The sequence below is a fragment of the Paenibacillus solanacearum genome, assembly GCF_910593845.1.
Taxonomy (GTDB): Bacteria; Bacillota; Bacilli; order Paenibacillales; family NBRC-103111; genus Paenibacillus_G; species Paenibacillus_G solanacearum.
The window spans coordinates 1-24,386 of record NZ_CAJVAS010000064.1; the positions used below are offsets into that span (position 1 = coordinate 1).

General features: G+C 49.5%; 20 protein-coding genes. 2 read left to right on the forward strand and 18 right to left on the reverse strand.

The features are described 5' to 3' along the window. Positions 1-110: 110 nt before the first annotated feature. The 14 genes from KXG62_RS34745 to KXG62_RS31940 all read right to left on the reverse strand — a co-directional run bounded on the left by KXG62_RS34745 (position 111) and on the right by KXG62_RS31940 (position 16,859). Entirely contained in the window at positions 111-290 is a 180-nt protein-coding gene (locus KXG62_RS34745; RefSeq protein WP_218096067.1) for an HAD hydrolase family protein, read from the reverse strand. A gap of 415 nt (positions 291-705) precedes the next feature. Next, on the reverse strand, positions 706-1,476 hold the full coding sequence (locus tag KXG62_RS31880; protein ID WP_218096049.1) for a nucleotidyltransferase domain-containing protein: 771 nt from the start codon (positions 1,474-1,476) through the stop codon (positions 706-708). A gap of 358 nt (positions 1,477-1,834) precedes the next feature. Beyond that, on the reverse strand, positions 1,835-2,200 hold the full coding sequence (locus KXG62_RS31885; RefSeq protein ID WP_281427058.1) for an NUDIX domain-containing protein: 366 nt from the start codon (positions 2,198-2,200) through the stop codon (positions 1,835-1,837). Between the two features lie 378 nt (positions 2,201-2,578). Continuing rightward, the gene (locus KXG62_RS31890) at positions 2,579-4,732 is read right to left on the reverse strand and encodes a DUF5050 domain-containing protein (RefSeq protein WP_218096051.1); all 2,154 of its coding nucleotides are present in this window, start codon (positions 4,730-4,732) and stop codon (positions 2,579-2,581) included. A gap of 317 nt (positions 4,733-5,049) precedes the next feature. After that, complete coding sequence (locus KXG62_RS31895) at positions 5,050-5,868, reverse strand: GNAT family N-acetyltransferase (RefSeq protein WP_218096052.1); 819 nt, start codon at positions 5,866-5,868, stop codon at positions 5,050-5,052. 331 nt (positions 5,869-6,199) lie between these two features. Further along, the gene (locus KXG62_RS31900; RefSeq protein WP_218096053.1) at positions 6,200-7,051 is read right to left on the reverse strand and encodes an endonuclease/exonuclease/phosphatase family protein; all 852 of its coding nucleotides are present in this window, start codon (positions 7,049-7,051) and stop codon (positions 6,200-6,202) included. Between the two features lie 34 nt (positions 7,052-7,085). Then, complete coding sequence (locus KXG62_RS31905; RefSeq protein WP_218096054.1) at positions 7,086-8,870, reverse strand: NosD domain-containing protein; 1,785 nt, start codon at positions 8,868-8,870, stop codon at positions 7,086-7,088. Between the two features lie 46 nt (positions 8,871-8,916). Further along, a complete protein-coding gene (locus KXG62_RS31910) occupies positions 8,917-10,212 on the reverse strand; it encodes an ABC transporter substrate-binding protein (protein WP_218096055.1) in 1,296 nt (431 codons plus the stop codon). Positions 10,213-10,476: 264 nt separating this feature from the next. Next, on the reverse strand, positions 10,477-12,177 hold the full coding sequence (locus KXG62_RS31915; protein ID WP_218096056.1) for a type 2 periplasmic-binding domain-containing protein: 1,701 nt from the start codon (positions 12,175-12,177) through the stop codon (positions 10,477-10,479). Between the two features lie 28 nt (positions 12,178-12,205). Further along, positions 12,206-13,300 (reverse strand): response regulator, encoded by a 1,095-nt coding sequence (locus tag KXG62_RS31920; protein ID WP_218096057.1) that lies wholly within the window; start codon positions 13,298-13,300, stop codon positions 12,206-12,208. Continuing rightward, positions 13,297-15,045: a sensor histidine kinase gene (locus tag KXG62_RS31925; protein ID WP_218096058.1), complete on the reverse strand. Its 1,749-nt coding sequence runs from the start codon at positions 15,043-15,045 to the stop codon at positions 13,297-13,299. Before KXG62_RS31925 ends, KXG62_RS31920 begins: the two co-directional genes overlap by 4 nt. Before the next feature lie 396 nt (positions 15,046-15,441). After that, positions 15,442-15,972 (reverse strand): chromate transporter, encoded by a 531-nt coding sequence (locus KXG62_RS31930; RefSeq protein ID WP_218096059.1) that lies wholly within the window; start codon positions 15,970-15,972, stop codon positions 15,442-15,444. Then, positions 15,969-16,517: a chromate transporter gene (locus KXG62_RS31935; protein WP_218096060.1), complete on the reverse strand. Its 549-nt coding sequence runs from the start codon at positions 16,515-16,517 to the stop codon at positions 15,969-15,971. The genes KXG62_RS31930 and KXG62_RS31935 overlap by 4 nt, the downstream gene beginning before the upstream one ends. A 138-nt stretch (positions 16,518-16,655) precedes the next feature. Further along, positions 16,656-16,859, reverse strand: coding sequence for a hypothetical protein (locus tag KXG62_RS31940; protein WP_218096061.1), 204 nt, complete (start codon positions 16,857-16,859; stop codon positions 16,656-16,658). A gap of 435 nt (positions 16,860-17,294) precedes the next feature. Here KXG62_RS31940 and KXG62_RS31945 point away from each other — a divergent pair, with 435 nt between their 5' ends. After that, positions 17,295-18,287 carry a helveticin J family class III bacteriocin gene (locus KXG62_RS31945; protein ID WP_218096062.1) on the forward strand — a complete coding sequence of 331 codons (993 nt, stop codon included), beginning with the start codon at positions 17,295-17,297 and terminating at the stop codon, positions 18,285-18,287. Between the two features lie 208 nt (positions 18,288-18,495). On the opposite strand, the gene KXG62_RS31950 is transcribed toward KXG62_RS31945, so the two are convergent. From KXG62_RS31950 to KXG62_RS31965, 4 genes are all read right to left on the reverse strand, one after another. Continuing rightward, positions 18,496-20,235 carry a Rieske (2Fe-2S) protein gene (locus KXG62_RS31950; protein WP_218096063.1) on the reverse strand — a complete coding sequence of 580 codons (1,740 nt, stop codon included), beginning with the start codon at positions 20,233-20,235 and terminating at the stop codon, positions 18,496-18,498. A 205-nt stretch (positions 20,236-20,440) separates the two neighbouring features. Beyond that, a complete protein-coding gene (locus tag KXG62_RS31955; protein ID WP_218096064.1) occupies positions 20,441-21,610 on the reverse strand; it encodes an MFS transporter in 1,170 nt (389 codons plus the stop codon). Positions 21,611-21,757: 147 nt separating this feature from the next. Continuing rightward, complete coding sequence (locus tag KXG62_RS31960; RefSeq protein WP_218096065.1) at positions 21,758-22,807, reverse strand: NAD(P)-dependent alcohol dehydrogenase; 1,050 nt, start codon at positions 22,805-22,807, stop codon at positions 21,758-21,760. Positions 22,808-22,956: 149 nt separating this feature from the next. Then, entirely contained in the window at positions 22,957-23,478 is a 522-nt protein-coding gene (locus KXG62_RS31965) for a cyclophilin-like fold protein (RefSeq protein ID WP_246627739.1), read from the reverse strand. Between the two features lie 259 nt (positions 23,479-23,737). Between KXG62_RS31965 and KXG62_RS31970 the strand changes: the two genes are divergently transcribed. Beyond that, on the forward strand, positions 23,738-24,280 hold the full coding sequence (locus tag KXG62_RS31970) for a TetR/AcrR family transcriptional regulator (protein ID WP_218096066.1): 543 nt from the start codon (positions 23,738-23,740) through the stop codon (positions 24,278-24,280). Positions 24,281-24,386: the final 106 nt, after the last annotated feature.

The window sequence follows — 24,386 nt, forward strand, 5'->3', positions numbered from 1 at the left end:
TAATGTAAACTTCACGGGCACAGCGTATCCTTCAACTTGCTTGGCTTTTACACATTTCAATGTTTTTCTTTAACTGGCTCGTCAGAAAGACAATGCCAAAAACTGATTTTTCACCACACTTCTAGAAACTTAGCGACACCGTCGTTATTATTGCTGTCGATGATGCCCGTAGCAAGCTGCTTGACCGACTCATGCGCAGTTGCTGACCGCGTAACATTCGTCGGCACCCTCGAACATCTACGATCGTTCAGATTGTTCCCGAAGCAGACGAGCTTGTCGAAGCGGAACAGCTCTTTTAGCCTCTGCGTCCGATTGCGCTTCGTTAACGGAACGAACTCTTACTTTATTGTATAATTTACATACCAAAAACTCTTCCCAACGAATATACTTAGATCCTCTGTGATGGGTTCGAAAATTTCATGCAATTCATTGTAGCTATAATAATTTTGGTTAGCAACGACAGTTCTTGTTGGTAATCTGGATCTTCACGATGGTAAACTTTCTCATATTCAAAGCACGTGCTCCGTAATAATCTTGCAACATAGAATTCTCAGGCTTTATTGTTTTCATCGTTTCTGCTAAATTAGAGTCGCTGTTTATAGTTGTGAGGCTTGCCGAACACCTAATGCAGTGATGTCCCGACGGGCTTAGGGGGCTGGATGTGCTCACTCGCTTCTTAGAGTGGCCCGAAGCGTCAATATAGGGTTAGTCGAAGGAAGTTCTGGAAGCAGCCATTGCATTTAAGGCGTTCTCAAAATAGCTATATACTTCATCTGCAATTCCCAGAAACTCTTCAACAAGTACATTATTACTATCCAAGTAACAAGCATACAGATAATCAACTAAAGCGGAGTCAATCTCACAATAGTTTAATATGGCATTCTTCATCTTAATAATGTCATCTTGCCATACACCTGTATCTTCTAAAACCAAAGAGTATAATGCACGAATTAATCTCTTAGAGTAACCTTTAATATATCTAGTTTTCATTGTGTTATCACTAGCATTAGAAAGTAAACGATGTATACGATCTACTTCCTCCTTGGTCTCTGTATTTAAGTCTAAAATGAACTCTGGAGAAATATTTATCGGTGGTACTTTTTCACCAACGTCATGACCATATATGCAAACACAAATTATCTTAACCCAAAAACCCCACTCATTTGGTTTACTTAATACATCGTCAATCGAGCAAATTGTCGTATCAATCTTAGTTAATACTGGATATTCTTCCAAAAGCCTGTCTTTAATTTTTGACAATCTTTCGTAATCAATATCTTTGGGATTTACACATACAATAGTAAAGTCTGCATCTGACTTAAAAGGTTTAGCAGTTCCTTTTGGAATCGAGCCACACATATAAATGCTATGAATCTTACCTTTAAATTCGGTAAGTATATTTTCTATATACTTATCAACAAAATCCTTATATTCACTTTGTATTACAATTCTATTTATAACTTTTTCTAATATCATATAGACTCCTCCTAAACTAAGAACTTCTTTCGGCTAACGTTCTTGTATCTACGAACCCTCACTGCCTAAAGGGACGAAGTCCCAGCCGCGATGCAGTACAGGGTTGTCTACTGATTAGGCTTCCTCGAAATCCCTCTTGCAGACCAAGGCCGTCGGGCCACAGCGTAGATACGGTGTTAGGTGATGTCGCTGACTTCCTGAATTATCCTACAAATTATGTTTCAATTATTAAAGTTTCTATTGATTTATCGCTCTCATGAACAACGGCAGTTTCTCCAGCGAATGAAAGAATGCGGAAGTTTTATCTCAAGCCAGCCTGGGATGTCAGCGCCTCCACCTTGCTTTACTTGATATCTCCTTACTCCTTTCCAAATCCTTTACTTGGTCTGTTCACATACGGATTATGTGATTCTTCTTTCATGACTTTCCAAAAATAATCATGTTTCATTACTTCAGGATAAACTTTTTCTAATTCCATTATCTCTTCTCTGCCTTTATATACGACATCCATTATTTTTTGTTCGTTTCTAGGCAATTCTGGTTCATATCCAATTGTCGGTTCTCCATTCACTTTTTCTTCCAAAAAGTAATAAATATATCCAATTTCATCCTTATCATTCCTACCTTCCTCAACCCATAATAATTTCTTTATTGTTATATCCAATCCAATTTCTTCTTTCACTTCACGAATCGCAGCTTCTCTGCTAAATTCTCCTTGCCAAATAGCTTAATGGCCAAGTGAATAATCCGTTACAAATCCAACCTTTACTACCGCGTTTGTGTCATGGCCACACGACACAAACATAGGTGCTTTGAAATAAAAAATCCCCGATTGACGGGGATCTAAAAGCACTCTTGTTTGTGTTTTCGGACATTCCCCGGAGTAGCAGCAACGAAAGAGAGAGATGACGGATCCGCTCCGGTCGTCTTTCTCTTTGTCCCGGAAAGGTGTCCCCGAATTGAAAAAATATTTTGTAGTCGGTCAGAGCTGAAATGATCGAAGCGTGGTGTTGACAAAGAACGCCAAAAAAACCGAGGTGCTGACAAGAATCCCCTATCTAACCAAATAACGTTATGCCATACCGCTATCCATCACCCAGCCTTATTCTTGAATGGAGAAACCTCCGCCTAATGTCTTGTCGCTCACATGGTCGATATGTTCAGTGAACGTCCCTACTTTGCCTTCGACGGTGTATTCGATATCCGCCGGCGTTAGCAAGTAGACCGAATATTGGCCGGCAGGAACTTGTTTTCCGTCCGAACCTTTCTGATCCCATGTAAAATCGATCCCCATCGTCGCTAAGCTATTCAGCGGGATATTCGCCGCGGCAGGCACCCTCCCTCTCCATACCAACTTGCCGCGATTTAAGATTTGAATTTCAAAATCATGCCCGATCACCGTTTCTACCGCAGGATCAGGGTTCCGATTGATCAGCGAAAGATTGAATGGTACGGGATTCCCTGCTTTAATTTCCTCTCCGGGTGACGGCCGCGGGTAGGTCAAGTTCGGAGCTACGTGATTGCCGATCGAATACACGTTATAGAAGGCTACGTCATCATATTGGTGCTCGAACGCCCATTTGCCGTCAATTGGAGTCAGCGGCACGAATGGTAGCCCATGATTCCCAGGTGCAACCGCTTGCGCCGTAAGCGGCAAATCCGTCAATCTAACAACCTTGCCTGAAGAGGCTATGAGAATCCCGTCGTCCGACGCGAGCACGCGCGTAACCGGATCCGTCACCGTGAGAAGCAAGTTGCCGGAGGAGTCCAGCACAACGGCCCCATAGTCATCCTTCTCATCCAGAATGCAAACCAGCTTGCCGTCAACGACTTGCACGCTTCTAAACAGCGTATTATACACGGCAACATCGTTCCCATCCGGGCCAACCTTGCTCAACTCGTAATTGTTGTTATTATCTATTTCTGTGGTGTAATAGACATTACCGCCCACTTCCGCGAACCAGGAGACGGCATGTTCAGACAGCTTGCGCTCACCCGTTCCATCGCGATTCGAAACATATAATGCGCTGTCCGCATCTTTAACGTAATACAGCCGATCGTCGATGACCGCAAAACGTTGCACGCCGGCATTTATGATCTTCGCCATTTCATTCGACTTGAGATTGATTCTATAAATCTTGTTCAGATCGTCATAGTGTCCCGCCGAATAAGACGAGCCTAGTACATAGGCATCGTCTCCTATCACCGTGGTGGAGGAACCGTCGCCGCCGACACCGACACTGGATTCACTGACCGTGACATGCCTGCCATACAGCAGATCCGGATTACCGACAGCCTTTCCTACGAGTGCCTGTTGCCCGGTCGGTACTAATGACAGATTGCCCGCGAACGGCGGATTACCCAAATTGACGATTAACGTACCATTAGGTGAGTCCCTGAAGTCGAGATAGCCTTGATGCCGGACTTCCGCTTCCCCATCATCGCTTATCTTCACGAACTCATCATGCCCCATCGTAGCTCCACCGAGATGATACATAAGCCAAAGCCCGTCTTCGCGAATTTTGAAGGATACCTGTTTCTGCACCCCATACCCATTCTCTATGCCGTAAGTATAGATCTCATCTTTATCCAAAGGGTGTTGTGCGGGCGCACGGTAGACGCGGTTTTGGGTTCCCTCTGTCTCGGCAAAATAATAATATCCCTTGTACAACGCAACGTCGTTCTCTCCTACATCCTCAGGAAATTCCGCCGTAAGCAGTTGCGGATTGCCGGACCGGATCGTCAAACCGGTGGCGGTGTCCCATTCATAATCCCATCCGAACTCATCATGCGCGAATCGCCAAGTTAATGGAAAATACGTGACATCCCGGAAGCTGAGCAGCGGATACGGTTCTTTCGTATTGTCGATCATCTTGCCGTTGATCGTGATGGCCGACGCCGGAACTTCCGCTGTGTCAGCAGACGCATTTCGGCGGTCCGTCTGATAGGACACATAGGAAGACGTCACCGGTTCTTGGGCAATCTCGAGCCCGTCCTGCTCCGTCCAAGTAGCTTCAAGCCCGAGAAGCCGCGAATCGTACCACGTCATCGGAAAATACGTAATATCTTTATAGACCAGCAGCGGATATTCCCGGTATTGATTATCGACCGTATGCTCGTTCAAACTCACCTGAAAAGCCGGCAACGTTACTCTCACCCCAGGATCGGCAGCATGGCTCACTCCAACTCCGACTGGAGCCAACAAACCGACGCATAAAGAAGCCGCTGCCGCACAACCGATCCATCTTTTTATCAAAATGTCCACTTCTCCTTCACTCGCCCACTATATGAAATAGACGAATACGTAGGGTGAAAGTTGCAGACACCTTTCGTTTATTCGTTTTCGCAGCAACAAATCGCGTAAAACGTACGCTTAGGAAATATAAAACATGAACATGCGTACACTATTGATGTTACAGCCCAATTCTGCCTGCAATCACCAGACACATAAAAAATGGAACTGGGCTACGGGGATTAAGTGTTTCTTCGAATGTTGGTTGGGAAGGTGTAGATATTAATTGGTTGTAACATTTATCAGCTATCGTTTTAGCATAAATCTGCGACGATATACGATTAGTTCATCCACCTATAATAATCTTGAGAATGCATTATTTTAAATCCAACCGATTCATATAACCCTAGAGCGTGGTCGTTTTTCGTTTCGACTTCTAAGTGTACCGAATATCCCGCCGATCTTTGATCTTTAATGATTCGGCGCAACACTTTTCTGCCTATTCCTTTGCCTTGATATTCTGGCAAAATGGAAAATCCATAAATCCACGCTTGCCCCTCTTCTCGGCTCACTCGAATTTTCCCTACCGTTCCTTCACTTACGTCAATCATGAGCATTTCAGCGTTATCCGCGAAGATCTTGCTTTCTCTCGCTCTGGCGTCTTCTTCGTCCAACCCAAACGCCGTAACGGATAATCGTACGCGCATTTCGTAATCATCTAATGTTGCTTGCCTCAGAAGAATACCGTCCGTTTCTTCAAGTGCCTTTTCTTGCCACTCCATTTGATGCTCTGAGAATGCATACTCAGCACCTTGTTTACTCAAAAAAGCTTTTGCCGCATCTGATCCTGCAGGCGTGTTCAACAAGATTTTCTTGTATCCGGTTTGTTTGACTTTTGCCATTCCTTGTTGGAACAATCGATGGAAATGCCCATTTCGTCGTTCACTTGGTTTCACCATTCCGCAAACTTCGACTGTAGAACCAAATGCATACAAACCTAAAAACGCTACAAGTTCGCCATTTTCATAATGAAAAAAATCTAGCTGATCAGATTCGCGTTCTCTAAGCATTTCCCAGTTAAGCTTCAGTTGTAAATGATCATGAATTTCACACTCTTTTTGCAATTTTTCAATATCTTTTATTTGTTGTGTCGTTAACATTTTTTCTCCTTTTACAACATTTGTAGCTCCTATACACATTTTTCTAGGGAAAGTTCCCAAGTTCCCCATATTAAAGTACCATTAAATTCAATACTATTTGAAGGGAAAGAAAATATATATTAATCTATCCTACCTGTTATTTTAATGAAAACGGGGAGGAGTTGTCGCGCAGCGATCTGCTTCCTAGTTATTACGCTTTCGTTTCCCGTTAGCGGAATGAACTTTACAGACCAATATTGCTCTTATGCCCCATATAATGCCCAGCATCAGGGACGTCGGCAGCCTGAATGACCCTCTTGAATATATGGAATAAAGAAGCGATTGTGCTAGACTATAGCTTCCCTCCGCCTTCAAAAGAGAAATCGGCATAGACCGGACAATGATCCGACGCATCCAGCGCCTTCTGATCCAGGACCGTGACATATTCCCCTACGGCCGCCTGATCTCCACGGTAAAATACATGGTCTATCGCCTCGCGGTAAGTACCTGTCGGGGCAGGTCCATGGACAAAAGCCTGCTGCGCTTCATCCCACTTCGGATACGGATGATGCGCATTCGAGTCGGACGTCTGAACGGCCGCTGTCACTTGCGCATCGAGGAAGCCGTGTTCGAACAGATGTTGGACCGGCGCGCTGCCGATCCGGCAGTTGAAATCGCCGATGCAGCATACCGGGACGGGCCACCTCTGCTGAATCGCATCCGCCACGCTCATCAGCTCTCGGCTGTTGCTCCTTCTCGCTTCCTCGCCGGCCTGATCCGATTTCCAGTAAAAATGGACGTTGCATACGGCGAAGCGTTGTCCGGAACGGGTGCACTCGAACACCGCCCAGGTTATGGACTTGGAATTCGAATCGTTCAATCCGCTGAAGCGATGGAAGCCGCTCTCCAGCACCGTCAGCCGCTGGGTATGCAGCAGCGGGGTATAATTGTTGCTAAGCTCCCCGATCGGTACGGCAACTTCCGTATAGCGGCCGTCCAGCAAGTCGAACAAAGAAACCGGCTCCCGCCGCGCTTTCGGCGAGACCTCCTGCAGCCCGAGCACGTCGGGCATGTATTCCATAAAGACATCGGCCAGGTTGTCGTCTCGGTTGGCGATGGCGTTATCTCCGCAATTCCCCCAAATGTTGGACGTCATGATCCGAAATTTAGAGTCATTCCCTGCATTATCTTGTCGAGCATTCATCAGCATGCCACCTCGTTATCGATCGCTATGTGCATCAGCCGGCTGTAAACACCGGCGCGCCGCTGTTGTCGACGGTCATTTTGTAACGCGTGCCGTCGGGACTGTGAAACCATAGGCCTTCGAAGTTCGTTGTTCCGGCAACATGGACCCGACCGGTCTTGCCTTCGGCGAAATTGTCCGTCACCTGCACGTCGCTGCATGTATCCGTGACGTTGATTCCGTATTGGTTCTGATTGCCGGCAGCGGCTTTCTTCACGCGATTCCCCGCGATCCGGCCGTTCTTCGCCATATTGGCGGCCAATATCCCGTTTCGCGTGTTGTCGGTTTCGGTGGCGGGCGCAATGATGAGATTCCGTTCCACCTGAAAGGCATCGAGGCTTTGGATGAAGATGCCCGTCCGGCCGCACCGCTGAATCTGGTTGTCGTGGACGAACAGATTGCCGGTCAATCCGTTGTACCGGTAAGCCGCATCCGGTTCTTCGGTATATACGGCCTCGGTAGCCGTATCGACGAACGTATTATCATGAATCGTGCAGTTGGTGACGTACGAGAGGAAAATGCCGCGATACTGGCTGCGCAGGATGTTGCCGCTGATCGTGACATTGTTCGCCCATCGGATCGTCATGCTGTTATTCGTTGCCGGCCCTTGCTCGAAAATATTGTCGGCGATCAGGACCGATTCCACTTTGGCATAGGTCGATACATCCTTGACACCGCCGGCGCAGTAGATGTTGGTCGTCACCGTGCCGGTAAACGTGTTGCCCTGAATGATGTAGTTTTTGCCGGATTGCGGCAGTCCCGACTGCACGCCGTTCGCATCCTTGGAGCCTTCGGTATTCGCCTGCGTATTGGACAGCATGACGCCCATCTTGCAGTTGATGAACCGGTTATTGATGACGCTCATCTCCGTGAACTTCAGGCTGCGCACCCCGCCATACGTCATTCCCTCGAAGGTGTTGCCGTATACTTTAATGTTCGAGCAGTACACGTTATGAACGGACGAATGATTGCCTACGCCGCTCGGCCATGCCTGGGTGCCCGCCGTTCCGCTGGCGCCGAAATAGCAGTTCTGGACGATGACATTACTGCAAGGCGTCCCGTCGAAGCTGCCGAAGTATGGAAAACCGACTTGAAGATGCGGGCTGATCTGGATCGCTTCGCGCAAGCCGCTCGCGTCATCCGTATGCGGGTCCAAATAGCCGACGAACCGGCAGTTGTCCACGAGGACGCTGCTGCAGCCGTTCATGTCGATCGCATGGCAGTTCGGGACATCGCGAACCTCCAGATCGCGGATGACGATATTTCTCCCGCGCGCCAGGCCGAAGCAGTTGCCGGGATCAGGATATTGCAGCACGTTGCAGTCCCATACGCCTCCCTCGATAATGATGTTGCCATGCCCGTTGTAGCCGGAGAAGTTCACGTTATTCAAGCCGTTGATCAATATCGTCGAATTATGGCAGCGGAGAATGGTCGCCCCCTTCTCAAGGGTAAGCCGGGTATTTCCGAAGATGCGCAGCGCCGCCGTCGTCTTGTACGTGCCCCGGGGGATAACGACATGCGAGAAGCTCGCCGTCTGGGCATCGTTCAGCGCGTTCTGAATCGCGGTCGTGTCGTTCGTCGTCCCGTCTCCGACGGCACCGTAATCCTTCACATTATAGATCGGCACGGTAGTCGTGCCGCCTGCGGCTTTCGTTTCCGCAGTAAGCGAGTTCAAGATGGACGCGCCGGCCACCACGGCGGTTCCGGCCATGCCGATCGAGGCAAGCATCGATCTTCGAGTCATCCGGTGCTGCGTTGGCGGTTGTTCGTTTGCACTCATGCAAACTCCTCCTTCTTTTTGGCAGCTGCGAGCTGCGGGAATAGGGCTATTTCTTCAACTCCTGCGCAATGGTTTGATTGATTTTTTCTTCCGCCGTCCGAAGCGCCGTATTGACATCGTATTTGTTGTTCAAGAAGTTTTTGTACTCCGCCTCCATAATCGTCGAGGCGTTCCCGGAATATTTGGAGAATTGCAGCCCGGGTGTATAGGTGCTTTTGAACATGGCCTGAATGTTCTTTCCTTTCAGAATCGGATTATCCGCCCCGTAAGCCTGCTGGAATTTAGGATCTTTGAGCGCGCTGACGCGTCCGGTCGAACGCACCATGGACATATGCACTTCATCGGAGGACAGCAGCTCGATGACCTTCGCCGCAGCTTCCTTATGCTTGCTCGTTTTGCTGATGCCGTACAGATGGAACGAATACGGTCCCGCGTTGTTCGGCATATCGCTGAAGCTCGGGTACTGTACCATGTCCCAGTTCAGCTTTCCTTCGGTTTCCTTGAAGAACGGAGAGGTCAAGATGTTGTAGGTTGCGACCATGCCGATCGTTTTATCCCGGAAAAACGGATTCCAATACGTTGTTTTTTGCGCGTTGGCGGACACGTCATTAAGCAGCTTGCCCAGCTCGAACGCGCGCTTGTACGGCTCGCCGGTTACGCTTGCCTTATGAGTCACCGGATCGACGGGATTCACCCCGAGCGGCTTGCTGACCCGCACGAATGCTTCCGGATGAATGCCCATGTATTGCACGCCGCTGTCCTGACGGGTCAGCGCTTTGGCGGTTTCGACCACTTGATCCCACGTCATGCCGTCCTTCGGGTAGCTGACGCCGAATTTATCGAAGATGTCTTTGTTGTAAAATAAGGCGCAGGTCAGCAGGGCAAACGGCACACCGTACATCGCGCCATGCGACACGTTTTTCGTGGACTCGATCGTCCGCGGGTCGAAGCGGCTGAGGTCCAATTTGCTTTTGTTCAGCAAAGGCGTGATGTCTTCGAAAAATCCAAGATCCTCGTACTTGGCAAATTCCGAATTTCCGATGGTGAACAGGTCAAACGGCTGATTCGTCGAGATGACATCCTGCAGCGACACCTTCGTCCGGTCGATCTTCTCTACGGTAATATACGGGTACTTCTTCTTGATCGGCCCGTTGTACAAAATTTCGAGGTCCTCGTCGCTCACCACCTGCACGTCATACAGCTTCAGTGTAATCGGCTCCGGCGGTACTTCTACTTTAGCCCCTGCGGTGCCAGGCTCCTTCGTTTGTCCCTGACTGCAGCCCGCCGACAGCAGCGCGACGACCGTTACCGCAGCCGTTGCCGTTGTTCGTAATGTACGCACATGCCCCACCCCTTGGAATAATATAAAAATGCTTGCCGAGGGCATATAAGGAATGCCCTTGCATTTATATTGTACGGGATGGCACAGGACGGCCGGGAGGCAGTGCTGCATCTGCCTTGGTGGAAAAACGGAACGGGCGCAAGTACATTTTCTACCGTTATGAAGCCATTCATCACACCGGCCCTCGGCTTGGGGCCGGGACATGCCGTACCCGCAGCCGGCTTGCCCTGACTTTCGGGCCTGTCACAAACCAACAGCCCGGCGCTACTCGCCGGGCTGTGCAGGCACGGAAGCAGGCCGCTTCATGTCGGTGACCGCCGCCTCGACTTCTTGCGTGATCGCCTCCCCGCCCCTCGCCAGCCATTCGGTGACGAACGTATCGAAATAATCGAGTGGCTTGTCGCCGACGATAATGCGCATGAAGGACTCGTTTTCCAGATGAAGCAAGCTGTCCCACTGATTGTCCATCGTGCTCGTCATGCCGTAAAATTCACTGTATACCGGCACGTTGGCCGGGCTGAGCACGGCGCGGCCGCCGCGGTATTGATACAGCACATAAGCCCAGTCCTGCGGCGATGCGACCAGCTGGCGGAACCCCTTCAAGTAGTCCTCAAAGATTTTGCGGTCGGACGAGAGCAGCTGTGTTCGCGGCAGCTTGCCGCTGGCAGCGTCCTGAAACCGTTGAAACCGGTTGACGACCGTCTGCTCCGTCCGGAATGTCGCCTGGACCGGTCTTACGCTCCAGTTCGTCCCGGGACTGTCCATATATACTTGCGAGACGCCGGGCGCGTTGTTGTCCAGATCGGCAAATACATTAATCGCTTTGATGATCGCCTCCGGGTTTTTCGCGCCCTTCTTCACGACCATAATACGCCCCAGCGGATCGGGCTGCCTCGTATAGTAGCGGCCGTCGGCTGCTACGACATAATGCGCGTCCCATTCCGCCGCCGGATTGTTCTTGACGCTGCCGGCGAGCAGCTTCATCGGCGCAGAGGTGTAACCGCTTCCAATGCCGGCTTTGCCGCTGCTTATATCTTTGGCGAATTGATCCGGCTTGCCGGTCCCGAAATTCGGGTCGATCAAGCCGGCCGCGTACATCTCGCGCAGCTTGCCGAGCGCCTGCTTCGTGTTCGCCGTGATCGAGCCGTACACCAGGCTGCCGTCCTCGCGTTTGATCCATATTCTCGGAAACGACTGAAACGCGCCGAAATACGGATCGAGCGTATTGAAGCCGATCGTTCCCGTTACGAAGGTGGACGTGCTCTGGATGCCGTGCGTATCGCGAATTCCGTTGCCGTCGGGGTCCTGCTCGATGAACGCCTTGGCCACACGCTCGATATCCCCGGTTGTGATCGCTTCGGGAAGCTGAATACCGACCTTCCTCAGCCAGTCCTGGCGAATCCATACCACCCCGTCCGCATCATGCGCCGGAATGGTCGACGGGATACCCAGCATTCTGCCATGATGCGTCACGCGCCGCATCAGACGCGGGCCATAGCTGTCGAAGACGCTTTTGAGCAGCGGCGAAGCATGCCGCTCGTACAGCTCCGTCATGTCTTCCAGCATCCCGGCTTCTGCCAGCCGTTTGAACTGCTTTTCCGTCACCAGCAGAAAATCCGGAATATTTTTGCTTGAAATGAGCAGATCGACCTTCTGGGTATAGTCAGAGCTCGGATATTCAAAGGCATGAACAAACCGGATATTCAGTAAATCCTCGATTCGCCTTGTGTACCGGTTGTCGGTGAACGAATCGTTCGAGCCTTCCGGCCATTTGCTTTCCAGTGTCGTGTAATAGCCGACGCGAAGCGTGACAGGCTGTATGTACTTGCCGCTCGCGTCGGACGAAACCGCCTCCGCTGCTGTGGGAGGAACGGGAGAGGAGCCGGTCTCGGGCTGCCAACAGCCGATGACGGTAAGCAGGACCGCTCCGATCGCGGTCAAGCGCAGCGTAAATGGGATGTGCATCGGAATCGCCTCCTCCGATAAAGATGATTCAAAGCTCGCTCTCCGGCCGTCCTCCCGGCAGAACCGCGCTATCCCCGACGGACATTCGGAATTCGGATGGGAGAAATCCGGTTTCTTCGCGGAACTGCCGGCTGAAATAACGGTAATCCTGGAACCCGCATTCCTCGGCGATATCCGCCACCTGGCGGTTGGTCTGCATGAGCAGCAGCTTCGCGCGCCGGATGCGCAGTTCCTTCAAATATTCGGGAAACGACTTCCCTACAATGTCCTTGAAGCTCTTGCTGAAATAGCTCCGGCTCATTCTTGCTTTCGCCGCCATTGCGCTCTGCGTTACCTTGGAATCCACGTTCGTTTTCATATATTCCATCGCATCCAGGATGAGCAGCAGCACATATTCGGGGTACGAGGAGCAGCGCAGCTTATGGCTGATCGCGCCGCGGAAATGGACGATAAATCTTCGCCAGTCTTCCCAGGTGCACACATGCTCCGACCGATTCAGCCACTCATGCAGCTCGCCCAGACCGATCAAGCGATTCATCTCCATGATCAAATAATGCATGACCTTATGCAGCTTGGGCATCGGCGGCCGGATCGTTTCCAGGCAAGCGCACAAGCGATCGAATTCGTCGTCCTTGACGACCCAATACAGCTTCAGCCACTCATCCATATGCGATTGCAGCATCGCTTCGTCGGAGTCAAGCCAGCGTGCGACCGGCTCCGGCGCCTCGCGCCGCCCGTCGGCCGCGCCGCGCAGCTGATCCGTAATTCGCCGCAGCGACTCCTCCAGATTGCCCGCCTCCAGCTCCGTCTTGACGATATAATCGAGCGCGCCCAGCCGAAGCGTATCCTGAATATAGTTAAAATCTTGGTGGCAGGTCAGAATGACGATATCGATCCACGGATACTGCGCGCGAACGCTGCGCATCAGGTCGAAGCCATTCATGACCGGCATCGTCAGATCGGTGAAGATCAGGTCAACCGGCTGGTCGGCCAGCAGCTCCAGCGCCTTCTTCCCGTTATTCGCCTCCGCGACGATCCGGATGCCGAACGATTCCCAAGGTAGCGTCGTAATCAATCCCTTACGTACGAAGTATTCATCGTCAACGATCATCGCCCGGATCATAGCGTGCCTCCTTTCTTCGGCTGAACCGGTATACGGAAGAACATCGTCGTTCCCGCGTTTGGCGAGCTGGACGCTTGCAGACGAGCCTGCTCGCCAAAATGCACCCGCAGCATCGTATTGACGTAGTTCAGCCCGATGCCCATGCCTACCTTCTCACGCGCTGGAATGTCGTGATGGAGCAGCTCGTCGATTTGCTCCTCGCTCATCCCTATTCCGTTGTCCTTGACCTCGATCAGCACGGAGCCGTCATGCTCCATCGTGATCGTCAGCTGAATTAGGCTTCCCATGTCCCCGAGACCGTGGTACAGGGCGTTCTCGATCAAGGGCTGCAGCAGGAAGCGCGGCACCTTGACATCCATGACGGCAGGATGCGCATGGATTTGCACGGAAAATTCGTAGTTGTAGCGAATTTGCTGCAGCGTCACGTAATCGTTCAGCGCGTTAATTTCATGCTTGAGGTCAACGAGATCCCCGTCTCTCCCCAGATTGTACCGCAGCAGCCGAATAAATACGGTGACCAGACTGACGATCTCGTCCTGCCCTTTGGTTTTGGCCAGCCATTGAATCGTGTTCAGCGTGTTGTATAAAAAATGCGGATTCATTTGATGAACGAGCTTTTCTACCTCCAGATAGCGCTTATCCTCTTCGTTTTGTTTCAGCTCCTCCATCAGCTGGCTGATGTTGATTCTCATATGCTGAAACCTGTCCATCACTTCATCGAATTCGAGAATGTTCGTCTTCGGCGGCGAGGACGGCCGCTGCGACGCGGCCGTGAAATCGCCGCTCATCTGGTAAATTTCGCCGTGCAGCTTCTTGAAGGGCGTCACGAGCATCCGCCATATCCACCAGCCGATGGCGGCGCTGACGAGCAAGCTTACCGCGGAAATCGACAGCCAGTAGACGGCCCATCGGTTGACTTCCTTATCGTACAGCCTTTTGTCGATAATCGAATAGACGAACCAGTCCAGTTGATTGCTCTGGGCGCGAAAATAGTAATGTCCGCCTGACACTTGATACCGCTGCTCGGAGAAGTGGCCCGGCATGACCGAGCCAGGCGGAAACAGCTGCTCGTCTTGGCTGAACACGACGATTCCGTTCTTGTCGGTCAGCACCTGAACAGCCTCCATTCCGTACTGATGCTGATTCAGCAACTGCTCATACACGCCAAGGCCGGTTTCTACGTAAATATCGTAGCTCGAAGCGGTCAACAGATCGGTCGGTCGGGAGATGGAGAATACAAGCCCTTCCCCGCCGCCGACAGTCCGGTGCGGAGCCTGGTACGTCACACCATTGTCTACGGCCAGCACCGGGCCGTGATCGTTCGCCTGAACGGGGTAGTTCTGAAACAAATAATCGTTCGTCGTTCGATTGGAAATATAAAACAACCCGATGTCCGGATTCGTATAAGCGACCAGATTCATATGGGCGAATACGTTTTGGCTCAAAATATATTTATCGATCGCTTTATCCGCCTTGAGCAGCAGCTTCAAATCGCGGTTAGTCATTTGCTGGGACACGTAGTTCAAATTGCGGTACGACAGTTCGATATTCGATCGGACCTGCTGCAGACTGCCGTTAATCCCGTTGACCGTCTTGCTGTCCAGCACCGTATAAATAATATAGTAGGACGATACGCCCATCAGCAGGATGGGCACGATGGTGCTCACGAGCAAACCGACGAACAAGCTTCTTTTCAAGGAACGAGGCTTGTCGGTCTTTAATCTGTCCGAACCTTGAATATTCATTATTTTCACCTGTCATCCGTATCCATTAATGCCGGGTACCTGTCCGGTTTTATTGTACCATCCCCGCTCCCGGCCGGGTAGTGAAGGATGTTCGTCATCGGATAGAAAATGAGCGTGGACCGGGGCTATTTTCACACTTGGACTGCACAATTTTCACACGAGACACCCTCCCCTGCCCTAGCGCCGGTATATGATGAACACGTTCCCGTCCGGATGCCTACTTCGCCCCGTCGAGCATCAAAGCTATATTCGGCGGTGCCGTCTCTCGCATTGCATAAAACTTATCCGTACTCTCCAAATACCTGTTCGAGTAAGGCGGGATCGCCCTGGTTATGCTTGCAGCATAACTGGGAAGCTGAAATGGACGATAACCTAAGCTCTTGCTGAAAAACCTAGTTAACTTAAAAAGAAACCACCTAACAGCAATCCTATACAAATAACAATCGCAGGGTTCCATTTGAATTTTTCCAAAGTGATATATGCGAACACACCTATGATTACCACAGGGAGCCATGATGTTTCGATAATCGCTGTTGAGAAAAATTTAACTGTGAGTTGCAGCATTAAAATGGCCACGACCGGAATAACGAATGTCTTGAGTCGCTTGACTTGTTGCGATTCGCGGAAGCGACTTAAAATACTCAACAAAATAAACATTAACAATGAGGGTGGTGCAACCGTTGCAAATAACGCGACACAAGCACCTAAAAATCCTGCTTGCTGATAGCCTACATAGCCAGCTATTTTTGTTGCGATAGGCCCTGGCAGCGTATTACCAAGTGCAAGCATCATGCTATATTCAGCAGTTGTCATCCAGGCATAGGTTTCGACGACTTCTTTCTGAATCAATGGGACTGTCGCCGCTCCTCCACCATAACCAATCATACCGGGAATAAAAAATGCTAAAAATAAATGAATGTATATCATGATCGCTCACCTTTTTTCACCGGTAAAAACAACGCAAGCAGTAATGTTACTCCTACGACGAAGCCTGGATGAATATGTAACGCGAAGATGCAAACAACTGTAGCGACTAGTAAAATCCCACCCTTTAACCATCCAAGTGATTTCTTCGTTTTTTTCATTAAATCAAGAAAAACAATTAGCATCATCACACCAATAATGGGCAATACACCATTTGTCATACCCGCTACAAACGGTACATATTTAAATTTGAATAACAACTTGAATAGCACGAGCATCATTAAAATGGACGGTAAAATTGAGGCAAGGATTGCATTTAACAGTCCTAAAACGCCGCCTACTCTGTAACCAATATAGCCTGCTAACTTCGTAATAATAGGCCCTGGTAACGTATTCCCTATAGCCATAATTTCGTAAAACTCATCTTCTGTTAGCATTTTAAAGGTATCGACAACTTCTTTTTTAATAAGTGGAATACCGGCTGGGCCACCGCCGAATCCTAATAAACCTGAGCGTAAAAAAGCAATAAAAATTTGCTTTTGTTTCATCTGATTCTCCTTCTAACATAGTTGCTAAATTAGCGTTGCATAACAATTTAATACATTACTGAATTAAACGTTCGATCACAAACAAAAGGATCTGCCGTACAGATAGCGGCAAATCCCTTTTTTTAGACTCCTTGGCACCTAACGGAAAATATAATCCGTGTCGCGCGTTTGAATAATGATGCGTTGGAACGGTTGTCCTTCATAAGTCTCGCATTCGATTGCGTAAAATCCTTCCGCTCGGGTCGGGTGCGCTATGTACGTTTTGCCTTTCCAGTGCATGATCTTGGTTCGATCCAGCGGAGAATAGTAGTCTTGCAGGCACTCGGCCATCGTATAATCCATTGCCGTCTCCTTCATTCCGTCATGATGCAGTACACTCTATTATGCTACAAATCTGCTCCGAATCCAAGAGAGCGCTCATGTCATGTCCGTGCCCTGTTCCCGCGCCGTTCTGTAAATGATCGTTCTAATTTCCAATCATCTCCAATATGATTTAGTTCGTGATCGAGATTAGGCATTCATTCCCAGTCTTCGCACATCAACGCTAAGCCATTCTCGATCCGTCCGCTGCTTCCCATTCCGATAAGAAAGGAGGATCGCGTTTCATTCAGCCATGAGAACGCTTTACACATAAGGCTTCGTTACAGCGGTCAACGTACGCGCGGCATGCATGTGCCGGGATGCGCGTAAGCACCTTTTCCCTTTAGGTGTGTCACGTTTAAGGAGCAGGCCATCGGCAGGCTCGGCAAGGCCATCTTTTATATTGGAGGTAACGCTATGTTTCGAGTTTTTGCATGGGGCATTAACAAAATCAAGCAAAGTAAAGTAACCACCTCATTCCTGCTCGCCTTCCTCGTTATGGCGATGACGGTGCTGCCGGTATATGCGGCCACTCCCGCCAAAACGGTAAACGCTTCAGCGACGCTCGCCTATAATCTAAAGGGCCTGAATCATAATGTGGCCGTTCAGAAAGCATACATCGCTTCCACGTATGTTTATGTCACGCAGCGGTCCGGCGGAACGTGCTACCTGTCCCGATTGCTCATTAACGGAAAAGACGCGAACTATGTCGACGAAATGACCGTCACCAATGCCGGTCATTGCCAAACGCTTGACATGTATACGTACAATGGCATCAATTACTTTTATTTCAGCTCCAAAGCCGACCCTTCGACAACGTACAACTGGTCGCTGCAGGTCGCAAGACTGAAATATTCCGCCGGCACGACCGTAAATTATACGGATCTTCATCGTTTCACCTATATGAACTACGCCAATAAAACCGGTGCAAGATTAGGCGATACATACCGGGTCGATGGCGGCGGCAACAGTACGTACACCGTATTGCGCGTACAAACGGCGCAAGGCACCGTAACCTGGTCGATCTACGACACCGTGGCATTGAACCAGCTGCTGGACAGTAACGAGCAGGTACGGATGGACAGTGCAGCAGCCAAAAGCGCTTGCGTGGCCAGCTTCACGCAGTCAGGCAGCGCCATTGTGAGACCGAACGGTTCATTCCAAGGATTGGATATGCTGAGCAATTCGGAAATTTATACGTCGGGCGGCGCAGAAGGCGATACGCCGCAAATCGCGATGATGTCCAATTCGGGAGCTTACAAATCGCTTGTTAAAATTACAAATGTAGGAACGCACGAAATCGAAGGCGTGCAAACCAAAAACAATAACGTATACTTTACGATCGTGACCGACCCGGTCAATAAAAAGAATACGCAAAAAATTTATTACGTTCCCGACAGCATATTTTAAATCAGCCTGAAGCAGGTCAACTCCCGTAAGCGTTACTGTTGGTAAAGCCGAAAGGGCCGACTGCTGTTCCGAAGTACGTATGCAGATGAAGGAAAGATAGTGCTTCATTCGCAATAAAGCCCGGCGAACGCCGGGCTTTTACATTGAAACGTTGTAGCGTTCAAGCTGCATGCTAGGCTGATTCGAGCAGCAGCTTGCCTGCCTCACTTTACTCTTCTTCGAACAATTTCTCACCGCGATGGAGCCGCCATGCAATTTTCGCCGTATGCGGCGTCTCGCGGGAAGTCGGCGCATGCGCAGCCAAATAACGGGTCACGGCAAGGATCAGCGTTTCGCAGGCTTTCTCTGCGAACGGTCCCGACTCGGAAGCCCAGCGGTCATATTCCGCGACGGCCGCCTCGTACATCTGGAAGGAGTGAAACTCCGCATCCTCTCGGAGCAGCGCATGACCCAATACGTTGAATAAAGGTTCCGGCTCTCCGCCGCTGCGCAGATAGCGGGTTACCCACGCCGCAGCCGGCGCCACCTGCTGCTGCTTATCGAGAAGCTCGAGTAGCTCCGCGGGCTGCGGCGCTTCCCCAACCGCGTCACTGACAGCCGGTCTCGGGGCGGCTGGGATGTTCAAAAAACGGTCGAGGTAAATCGTAGCCGCCGTATGGAAAATTCCGCGAACTAGCCATGGATCGGCGGAGCGGATCAAGCCTTCGTGAACGGCATGAGCATGCGTAAACGTGTGTAATACCGCAATCCAGTCCCCGAAATCGTTCTGCGTATGGAAGCGGACGACCCGTTCCGCTGCTGCCAATGCGGCAATTTGCGCGATGCGCACCGGAGAAGCGCCGCCGAGCAAAGCTTCCTTCAGCACGTGGACCGTCCGCAGCGGATCGTCTCCTAGCAGCGCTTGGAGCAGCTCCTCGTCGTCGGTACAGGAGTCCCCGACTCCAGATGAAACACCCGTATTGGACAGCTCTTCGAACGCTTCCATCAACGGCTGAACCAAATTAACCGGAGACTGCCAGCTGTGAAGCTCTTCACTGCGTGAGGCGGATCCGAACATCGGAACGAGCGAAGCGAGAACATCATTGAACTGCTCGTCCCCGACATACTTCAAGCTCTCGAATGCTTTATTATGGAAATCAAGCGTATGGCCTCCATTAATATAGAAATGATCCGTTGCAGCCATGCTCATCATAGAGAATAATCGCATCTCATCCATCCCCGCTTGCACGGCAGTCAACAGCACCCGTTCCGCGCCGCGCGTATCGCGAACCTCGATGCAGTCACGGTACCATTCCATCAACCGTTCCTCGGAGACGCTCGTATTCGGAAGCGGGTCGAGCAAGAAGCGTGTTCCGCTTCCAGCTGAGTCGCGTGCGGTGTGGAGCAATCCTTGATACAACGCAAGGATCCGTCCTTGTTTATCAAGCTTGGGCAGTACGTTAGCCATCGCGGTCAGAGTCGTTAATCCAGAGCCCCATCCTTGCCTGCGCTGTTTGACCCCGAATTTGATCCCGATCGCTACAATTTCTTTCTCGGGAACGCCCGCCTCCATTAAGCCGACGATAGCTTTGGCTATGACAAGGCCGATATTTTGCTCAAGGCCGCTCAGAAGCCGGTCTTTATACAGCTGTACTTGATTGCCATTCCGGCAATTCGGGTTGACCCAAATCTCTCCGTCATGAACGGTTATATCATGTACCGGAACATCGTCCGCCCAAGGGTCGAGCGTCCCTCCGCTGCATACGTCAAACCGCGCATGATGCCAATGGCATGTCAATATTCCGTTGCACAAGCTTCCCATGTGGAGTGGAAAACCGAGGTGAGGACATCGATTGTCAAGCGCATGTACTTCATCCTCGTGATAAAACACAACGATGCCCCCCTTGACCAGCTTCGGTCCTTGCTCTCGAAGCTTTTCTACTGTACCCGCCTGAATCCAACCATTCATGTAAACGCCTCCAATATTCCATAGAATGTGCTTGCCTTGCTTCTATAATATCTTATTTTTAATACTTTTTAAATATGTATGTTTATAAAGTGCTGTGGACTATTCTTGTCCTCAGCTCTCCAGTGCCAGCCCCACCAGGCGTTCGGACGACTGTTACAGGAAAGTAATCGCCCGGACAACGGATGTGTATTGGACTTATAAGCCGTTACGAGAATGGCTTGGCGGGGTTATCTATGGAGGTCCTTAACAATATGGATACAGTACTTAATATCAAAAATAGAATGCCCCCTAACGCAACGTATGGCAAACCTATACCTGATATAAATAATCCGCATACCGTTGTACCAATCGTTGTTCCTAAGTTTGTAGATGTAAGAAATAATCCATTGGCAAACTCAGGAGCCTTGGGTGCTGCAGAAGTAATCCAATACTGGTTAATGTTCGCTCCTATACCGGCCAATACTCCCCAGAGCAAAATGAGGATGGCCATGGGTACGCTCAAATGTCCGATGAAAAACATGATGATATATACTGCGCCTAGCACAAAAGGAAAGGTTGTTACAGATTTGAAGGCATGTTTTGAGAGTAACCTCGCTGCGAGAATGTTTCCAATAATATTGGCAGCGCCGTATACCAGTAACATCAAGCTCACTGCATTCCAATTCATTCTCGTAATGGTTTCAAGATACTCAGCAAGGTAACTATATACACCGAATACTGCGCCGTTCATTAGAATAACAGCGGCAATGGAAAGCCAAGTAATTGATTTTTTTAATACACTAAATTGCGCTCCGTAAGAGAGTCTCTCGCTTACAGGCATGGATGGCACGTAGAGGAGTGTGGCACTGAATACTACAACATTCACAATTGCAAAAAATAACATCGCCATTCCTAACGAGGCTGAATTCGCAATTACGCTTGTAACTGGCACACCAAGCACCATTCCTGCAGATACTCCGATAAAGATGTTCGAAACCGCTTTGGGGGCTTCCGCCTTGCTAACTGACGCAGCAGCTACTGTAAAAGCCATTGACACATAAACGGGGTGGAAAAGAGCTGGGATCACACGTGCAATTAATAATATAGTAAAGTTTGATGTTGCTGCCGAAACCACGTTACACAAAATGAAAACACCGAGTACAAGCAGCATCGTCGTCTTCCGATTCACACCCGAAAACAATAAAGGCATTATCGGACCCGATATGGCTACAGCAAGTGCAAAGAGACTGACAACCAATCCTGCTTTGGCTATACTGACATTAAAATGATCCGCAATGAATGGCAGCACTCCAATAACACCCATTTCCGTATTTAAAATCCCAAAAACACCGGTAGCCAATATTATAATAAGCAGCTTATTTCGTTCTGCTCTCATCGTCGATTTCCAACTTTCTCTGCTTATTTCCATGTACGGTACGCATTAGGTTAACCTTAACTTTCTTATAATCAGTCATGGTATAATTCCCCAATTAAAGAGGCACACCGATGTAGGCGTGCCCTTCATATTGACTAGCATCACGATTTATTCATTCTTCATCGTGCTGTTGTCGATTACAAATCGATACCGGACATCTGAAGCCAGCACGCGTTCCCAGGCTTCATCAATCTGCTTGGCGGAAATCACTTCGATCTCAGGAGCGATGTGATGTTCAGCGCAGAAATCAAGCATTTCTTGCGTTTCGCGAATTCCACCGATCATCGACCCGGCAAATGACCGGCGATGCCCGATCAGGGAAAATACGTTAACGGACAACGGCTCCGCCGGCGCACCGACGTTGACCATGGTACCGTCCAGCGCCAGCAGCGAAAGGTAGGCACTGATATCGATCTTCGCGCTCACGGTATTCACGATGAGGTCGAACGAACCCGCCAGGTTTCTAAACGTCTCGGGATCGCTTGTGGCATAATAATGGTCCGCACCAAGGCGCAAACCGTCTTCTTTCTTCTTTAATGACTGCGATAGCACCGTTACCTCCGACCCCATGGCATGAGCGAGCTTCACGGCCATATGTCCAAGCCCGCCAAGTCCAACAACCGCTACCTTCTTGCCCGGGGCAGCTCCCCAATGGCGCAGCGGAGAGTACGTTGTGATCCCGGCGCACAAGAGCGGCGCGGCAGCGTCAAGCTCCATGCCGTCAGGAATTCGAACCACGAAATCCTCCGTTACGACGATGTGGGTGGAATACCCTCCCTGCGTATATTGCCCGTACCGATCCATAGCGCCATAGGTGCCAGTCATTCCATTGAGGCAGTACTGCTCTTCTCCCTTATGGCAGTTATCACACTCTCTGCAGGAGTCAACCATACAGCCTACGCCTACTCGATCGCCGATGGCATACTTGGTAACTTCCGAACCCACCTGAGTGACAATTCCGGCGATCTCGTGACCAGGCACAAGAGGATACTTTACCGGTCCCCACTCGCCGCGTGCGGTGTGAATATCGGAGTGGCAAATACCGGCGTACTTTATTTCAATAAGGACATCATGCGGCTGAAGGTCCCTACGCTCAATCGTGGTCAGTGTGAACGGTCCTTCCGGACTGAATGTAGCGCGTGCATGAGCAGTAATCATATATACCCTCCTGAATCTATCATGAATAAACACTTTAATAGTTAATCAACACCCGTTAAAAATTATAACTTAAATTAAACTGCTATCAATGGTTAAAATAGCGCACTTCGTTGTTTATTAAACAAATTAATATATATTGTTCATTAAGACTAGTCGATTTTTTGAATGGTTACCGTAAAATCATCATGCATGGCTTCAAGCTTTGCTGTAAGCTCTTCGGGATCGGATTCGATCATCACATCTTTCCAGGGGGCATAATAACCGAAATCTCCAACTTCCGGATCGTCTCCCGGCGGCGCACTTTCCGTAGACAAACCTTCATCTAATACACTCAATTTTTCAAATCCGCCAAACTCCTTAAAGGTGAGTGTCAACGGGAGCCTTGACAGAAAGTCCCGGCTTGTCGGATGATCAACCATTTTTACTATGAATTCCTCGTTGTTAAACGTCAATTTGATCCTCACCTCTTTCGCACGGTTATGCTCTGCGTCCGATGGAGCGGCGGGTTGGGCCGCCTGGTTGTTCGTTTCATTCGTCGTACCGGCTTGATTGGCGGCTCTGTTATTGCTCATGTTATCGTCTCCTTTGGAGGTGGAACCGTCTTTACCGTCGTAAGAAGCACAGGGGAAGGCCATCATCAGAACGAGAAGCAGCGATAATACTTGTTTCATCTTGATGGGTTCCTCCAATCCATTTGTTTTCCATCTCGGATGCTTCTTGATCATCGACACTGGCCAACCGTCCGAATCTGCTTCTTTCACCCACATTCGGTTCATATCGTTAATCAAATCGAATTGATTAATCAACTTATGTCTATTATTATATAAGTAAGACTTTGAGTTTCAATGGTTAAAGAAATGTATTATGTTGATAACTCAACATAATGTTCGAAATTGTTAATTATCTAGGAAAGCTTGGTGGATATTTACGATGACAAAAGTAGATCGGAGAATTCTTAAATCGCAAGAAGCTATGAAAAAAGCAGTTATTGAACTCATGACCGAAAAAAATTTCGATGAGATTACCATTCAGGATATAGCCGACCGTGCAAACATAAACCGCGGCACCATCTATCTTCATTATCAGGACAAATTTGATCTATTGGACAAACTCATAGAAGCACACATCAACGAATTAAGGGAGATGGGAGAATGGGCCTGCAGACTGGATTGGAGCAATGCACTCTTACCTTTTTTCGAATATTTTGAGAAAAACTATGTATTTTTTTCGACTATGTTAGCGAGTAAGGGAGCCCCTGCTTTCAGAACACGGCTTTTTGATTATATTACGGAAGGATTCCAAGCTGAGATTGATAAAGAAAGCGGAAGAAATACGGATTTAAGCGAAGATGTCATGCTTCAATATACCGGGAACGCTTATGTAGGCGTCATTGAATGGTGGATCAGGAATGGAATGCCATCTCCACCTCAAGCAATCGCCAAACAAGTTGGGGCTTTGTTAGAAGTGTGGTGAAAAACACCACGAATACTCGATATGGTAGAATAATAGAAATACCTGATTAGAAATGAGGAACAGTTATGCGAGCAGCAAAACGGACCGGGGTCCAGCCACAACTATT

Excerpts from the sequence above, each read along its gene's own strand:
- KXG62_RS31900 (WP_218096053.1), bottom strand. The coding sequence starts at position 7,051 with ATGAATGCTCGACAAGATAATGCAGGGAATGACTCTAAATTTCGGATC.
- KXG62_RS31915 (WP_218096056.1), bottom strand. The coding sequence starts at position 12,177 with ATGCACATCCCATTTACGCTGCGCTTGACCGCGATCGGAGCGGTCCTG.
- KXG62_RS31880 (WP_218096049.1), bottom strand. The coding sequence starts at position 1,476 with ATGATATTAGAAAAAGTTATAAATAGAATTGTAATACAAAGTGAATAT.
- KXG62_RS31920 (WP_218096057.1), bottom strand. The coding sequence starts at position 13,300 with ATGATCCGGGCGATGATCGTTGACGATGAATACTTCGTACGTAAGGGA.
- KXG62_RS31940 (WP_218096061.1), bottom strand. The coding sequence starts at position 16,859 with ATGGATTATACGATGGCCGAGTGCCTGCAAGACTACTATTCTCCGCTG.
- KXG62_RS31895 (WP_218096052.1), bottom strand. The coding sequence starts at position 5,868 with ATGTTAACGACACAACAAATAAAAGATATTGAAAAATTGCAAAAAGAG.
- KXG62_RS31945 (WP_218096062.1), top strand. The coding sequence starts at position 17,295 with ATGTTTCGAGTTTTTGCATGGGGCATTAACAAAATCAAGCAAAGTAAA.
- KXG62_RS31960 (WP_218096065.1), bottom strand. The coding sequence starts at position 22,807 with ATGATTACTGCTCATGCACGCGCTACATTCAGTCCGGAAGGACCGTTC.
- KXG62_RS31935 (WP_218096060.1), bottom strand. The coding sequence starts at position 16,517 with ATGAAACAAAAGCAAATTTTTATTGCTTTTTTACGCTCAGGTTTATTA.
- KXG62_RS31930 (WP_218096059.1), bottom strand. The coding sequence starts at position 15,972 with ATGATATACATTCATTTATTTTTAGCATTTTTTATTCCCGGTATGATT.
- KXG62_RS31955 (WP_218096064.1), bottom strand. The coding sequence starts at position 21,610 with ATGAGAGCAGAACGAAATAAGCTGCTTATTATAATATTGGCTACCGGT.
- KXG62_RS31970 (WP_218096066.1), top strand. The coding sequence starts at position 23,738 with ATGACAAAAGTAGATCGGAGAATTCTTAAATCGCAAGAAGCTATGAAA.
- KXG62_RS31965 (WP_246627739.1), bottom strand. The coding sequence starts at position 23,478 with ATGAAACAAGTATTATCGCTGCTTCTCGTTCTGATGATGGCCTTCCCC.
- KXG62_RS31905 (WP_218096054.1), bottom strand. The coding sequence starts at position 8,870 with ATGAGTGCAAACGAACAACCGCCAACGCAGCACCGGATGACTCGAAGA.
- KXG62_RS31950 (WP_218096063.1), bottom strand. The coding sequence starts at position 20,235 with ATGAATGGTTGGATTCAGGCGGGTACAGTAGAAAAGCTTCGAGAGCAA.
- KXG62_RS31925 (WP_218096058.1), bottom strand. The coding sequence starts at position 15,045 with ATGAATATTCAAGGTTCGGACAGATTAAAGACCGACAAGCCTCGTTCC.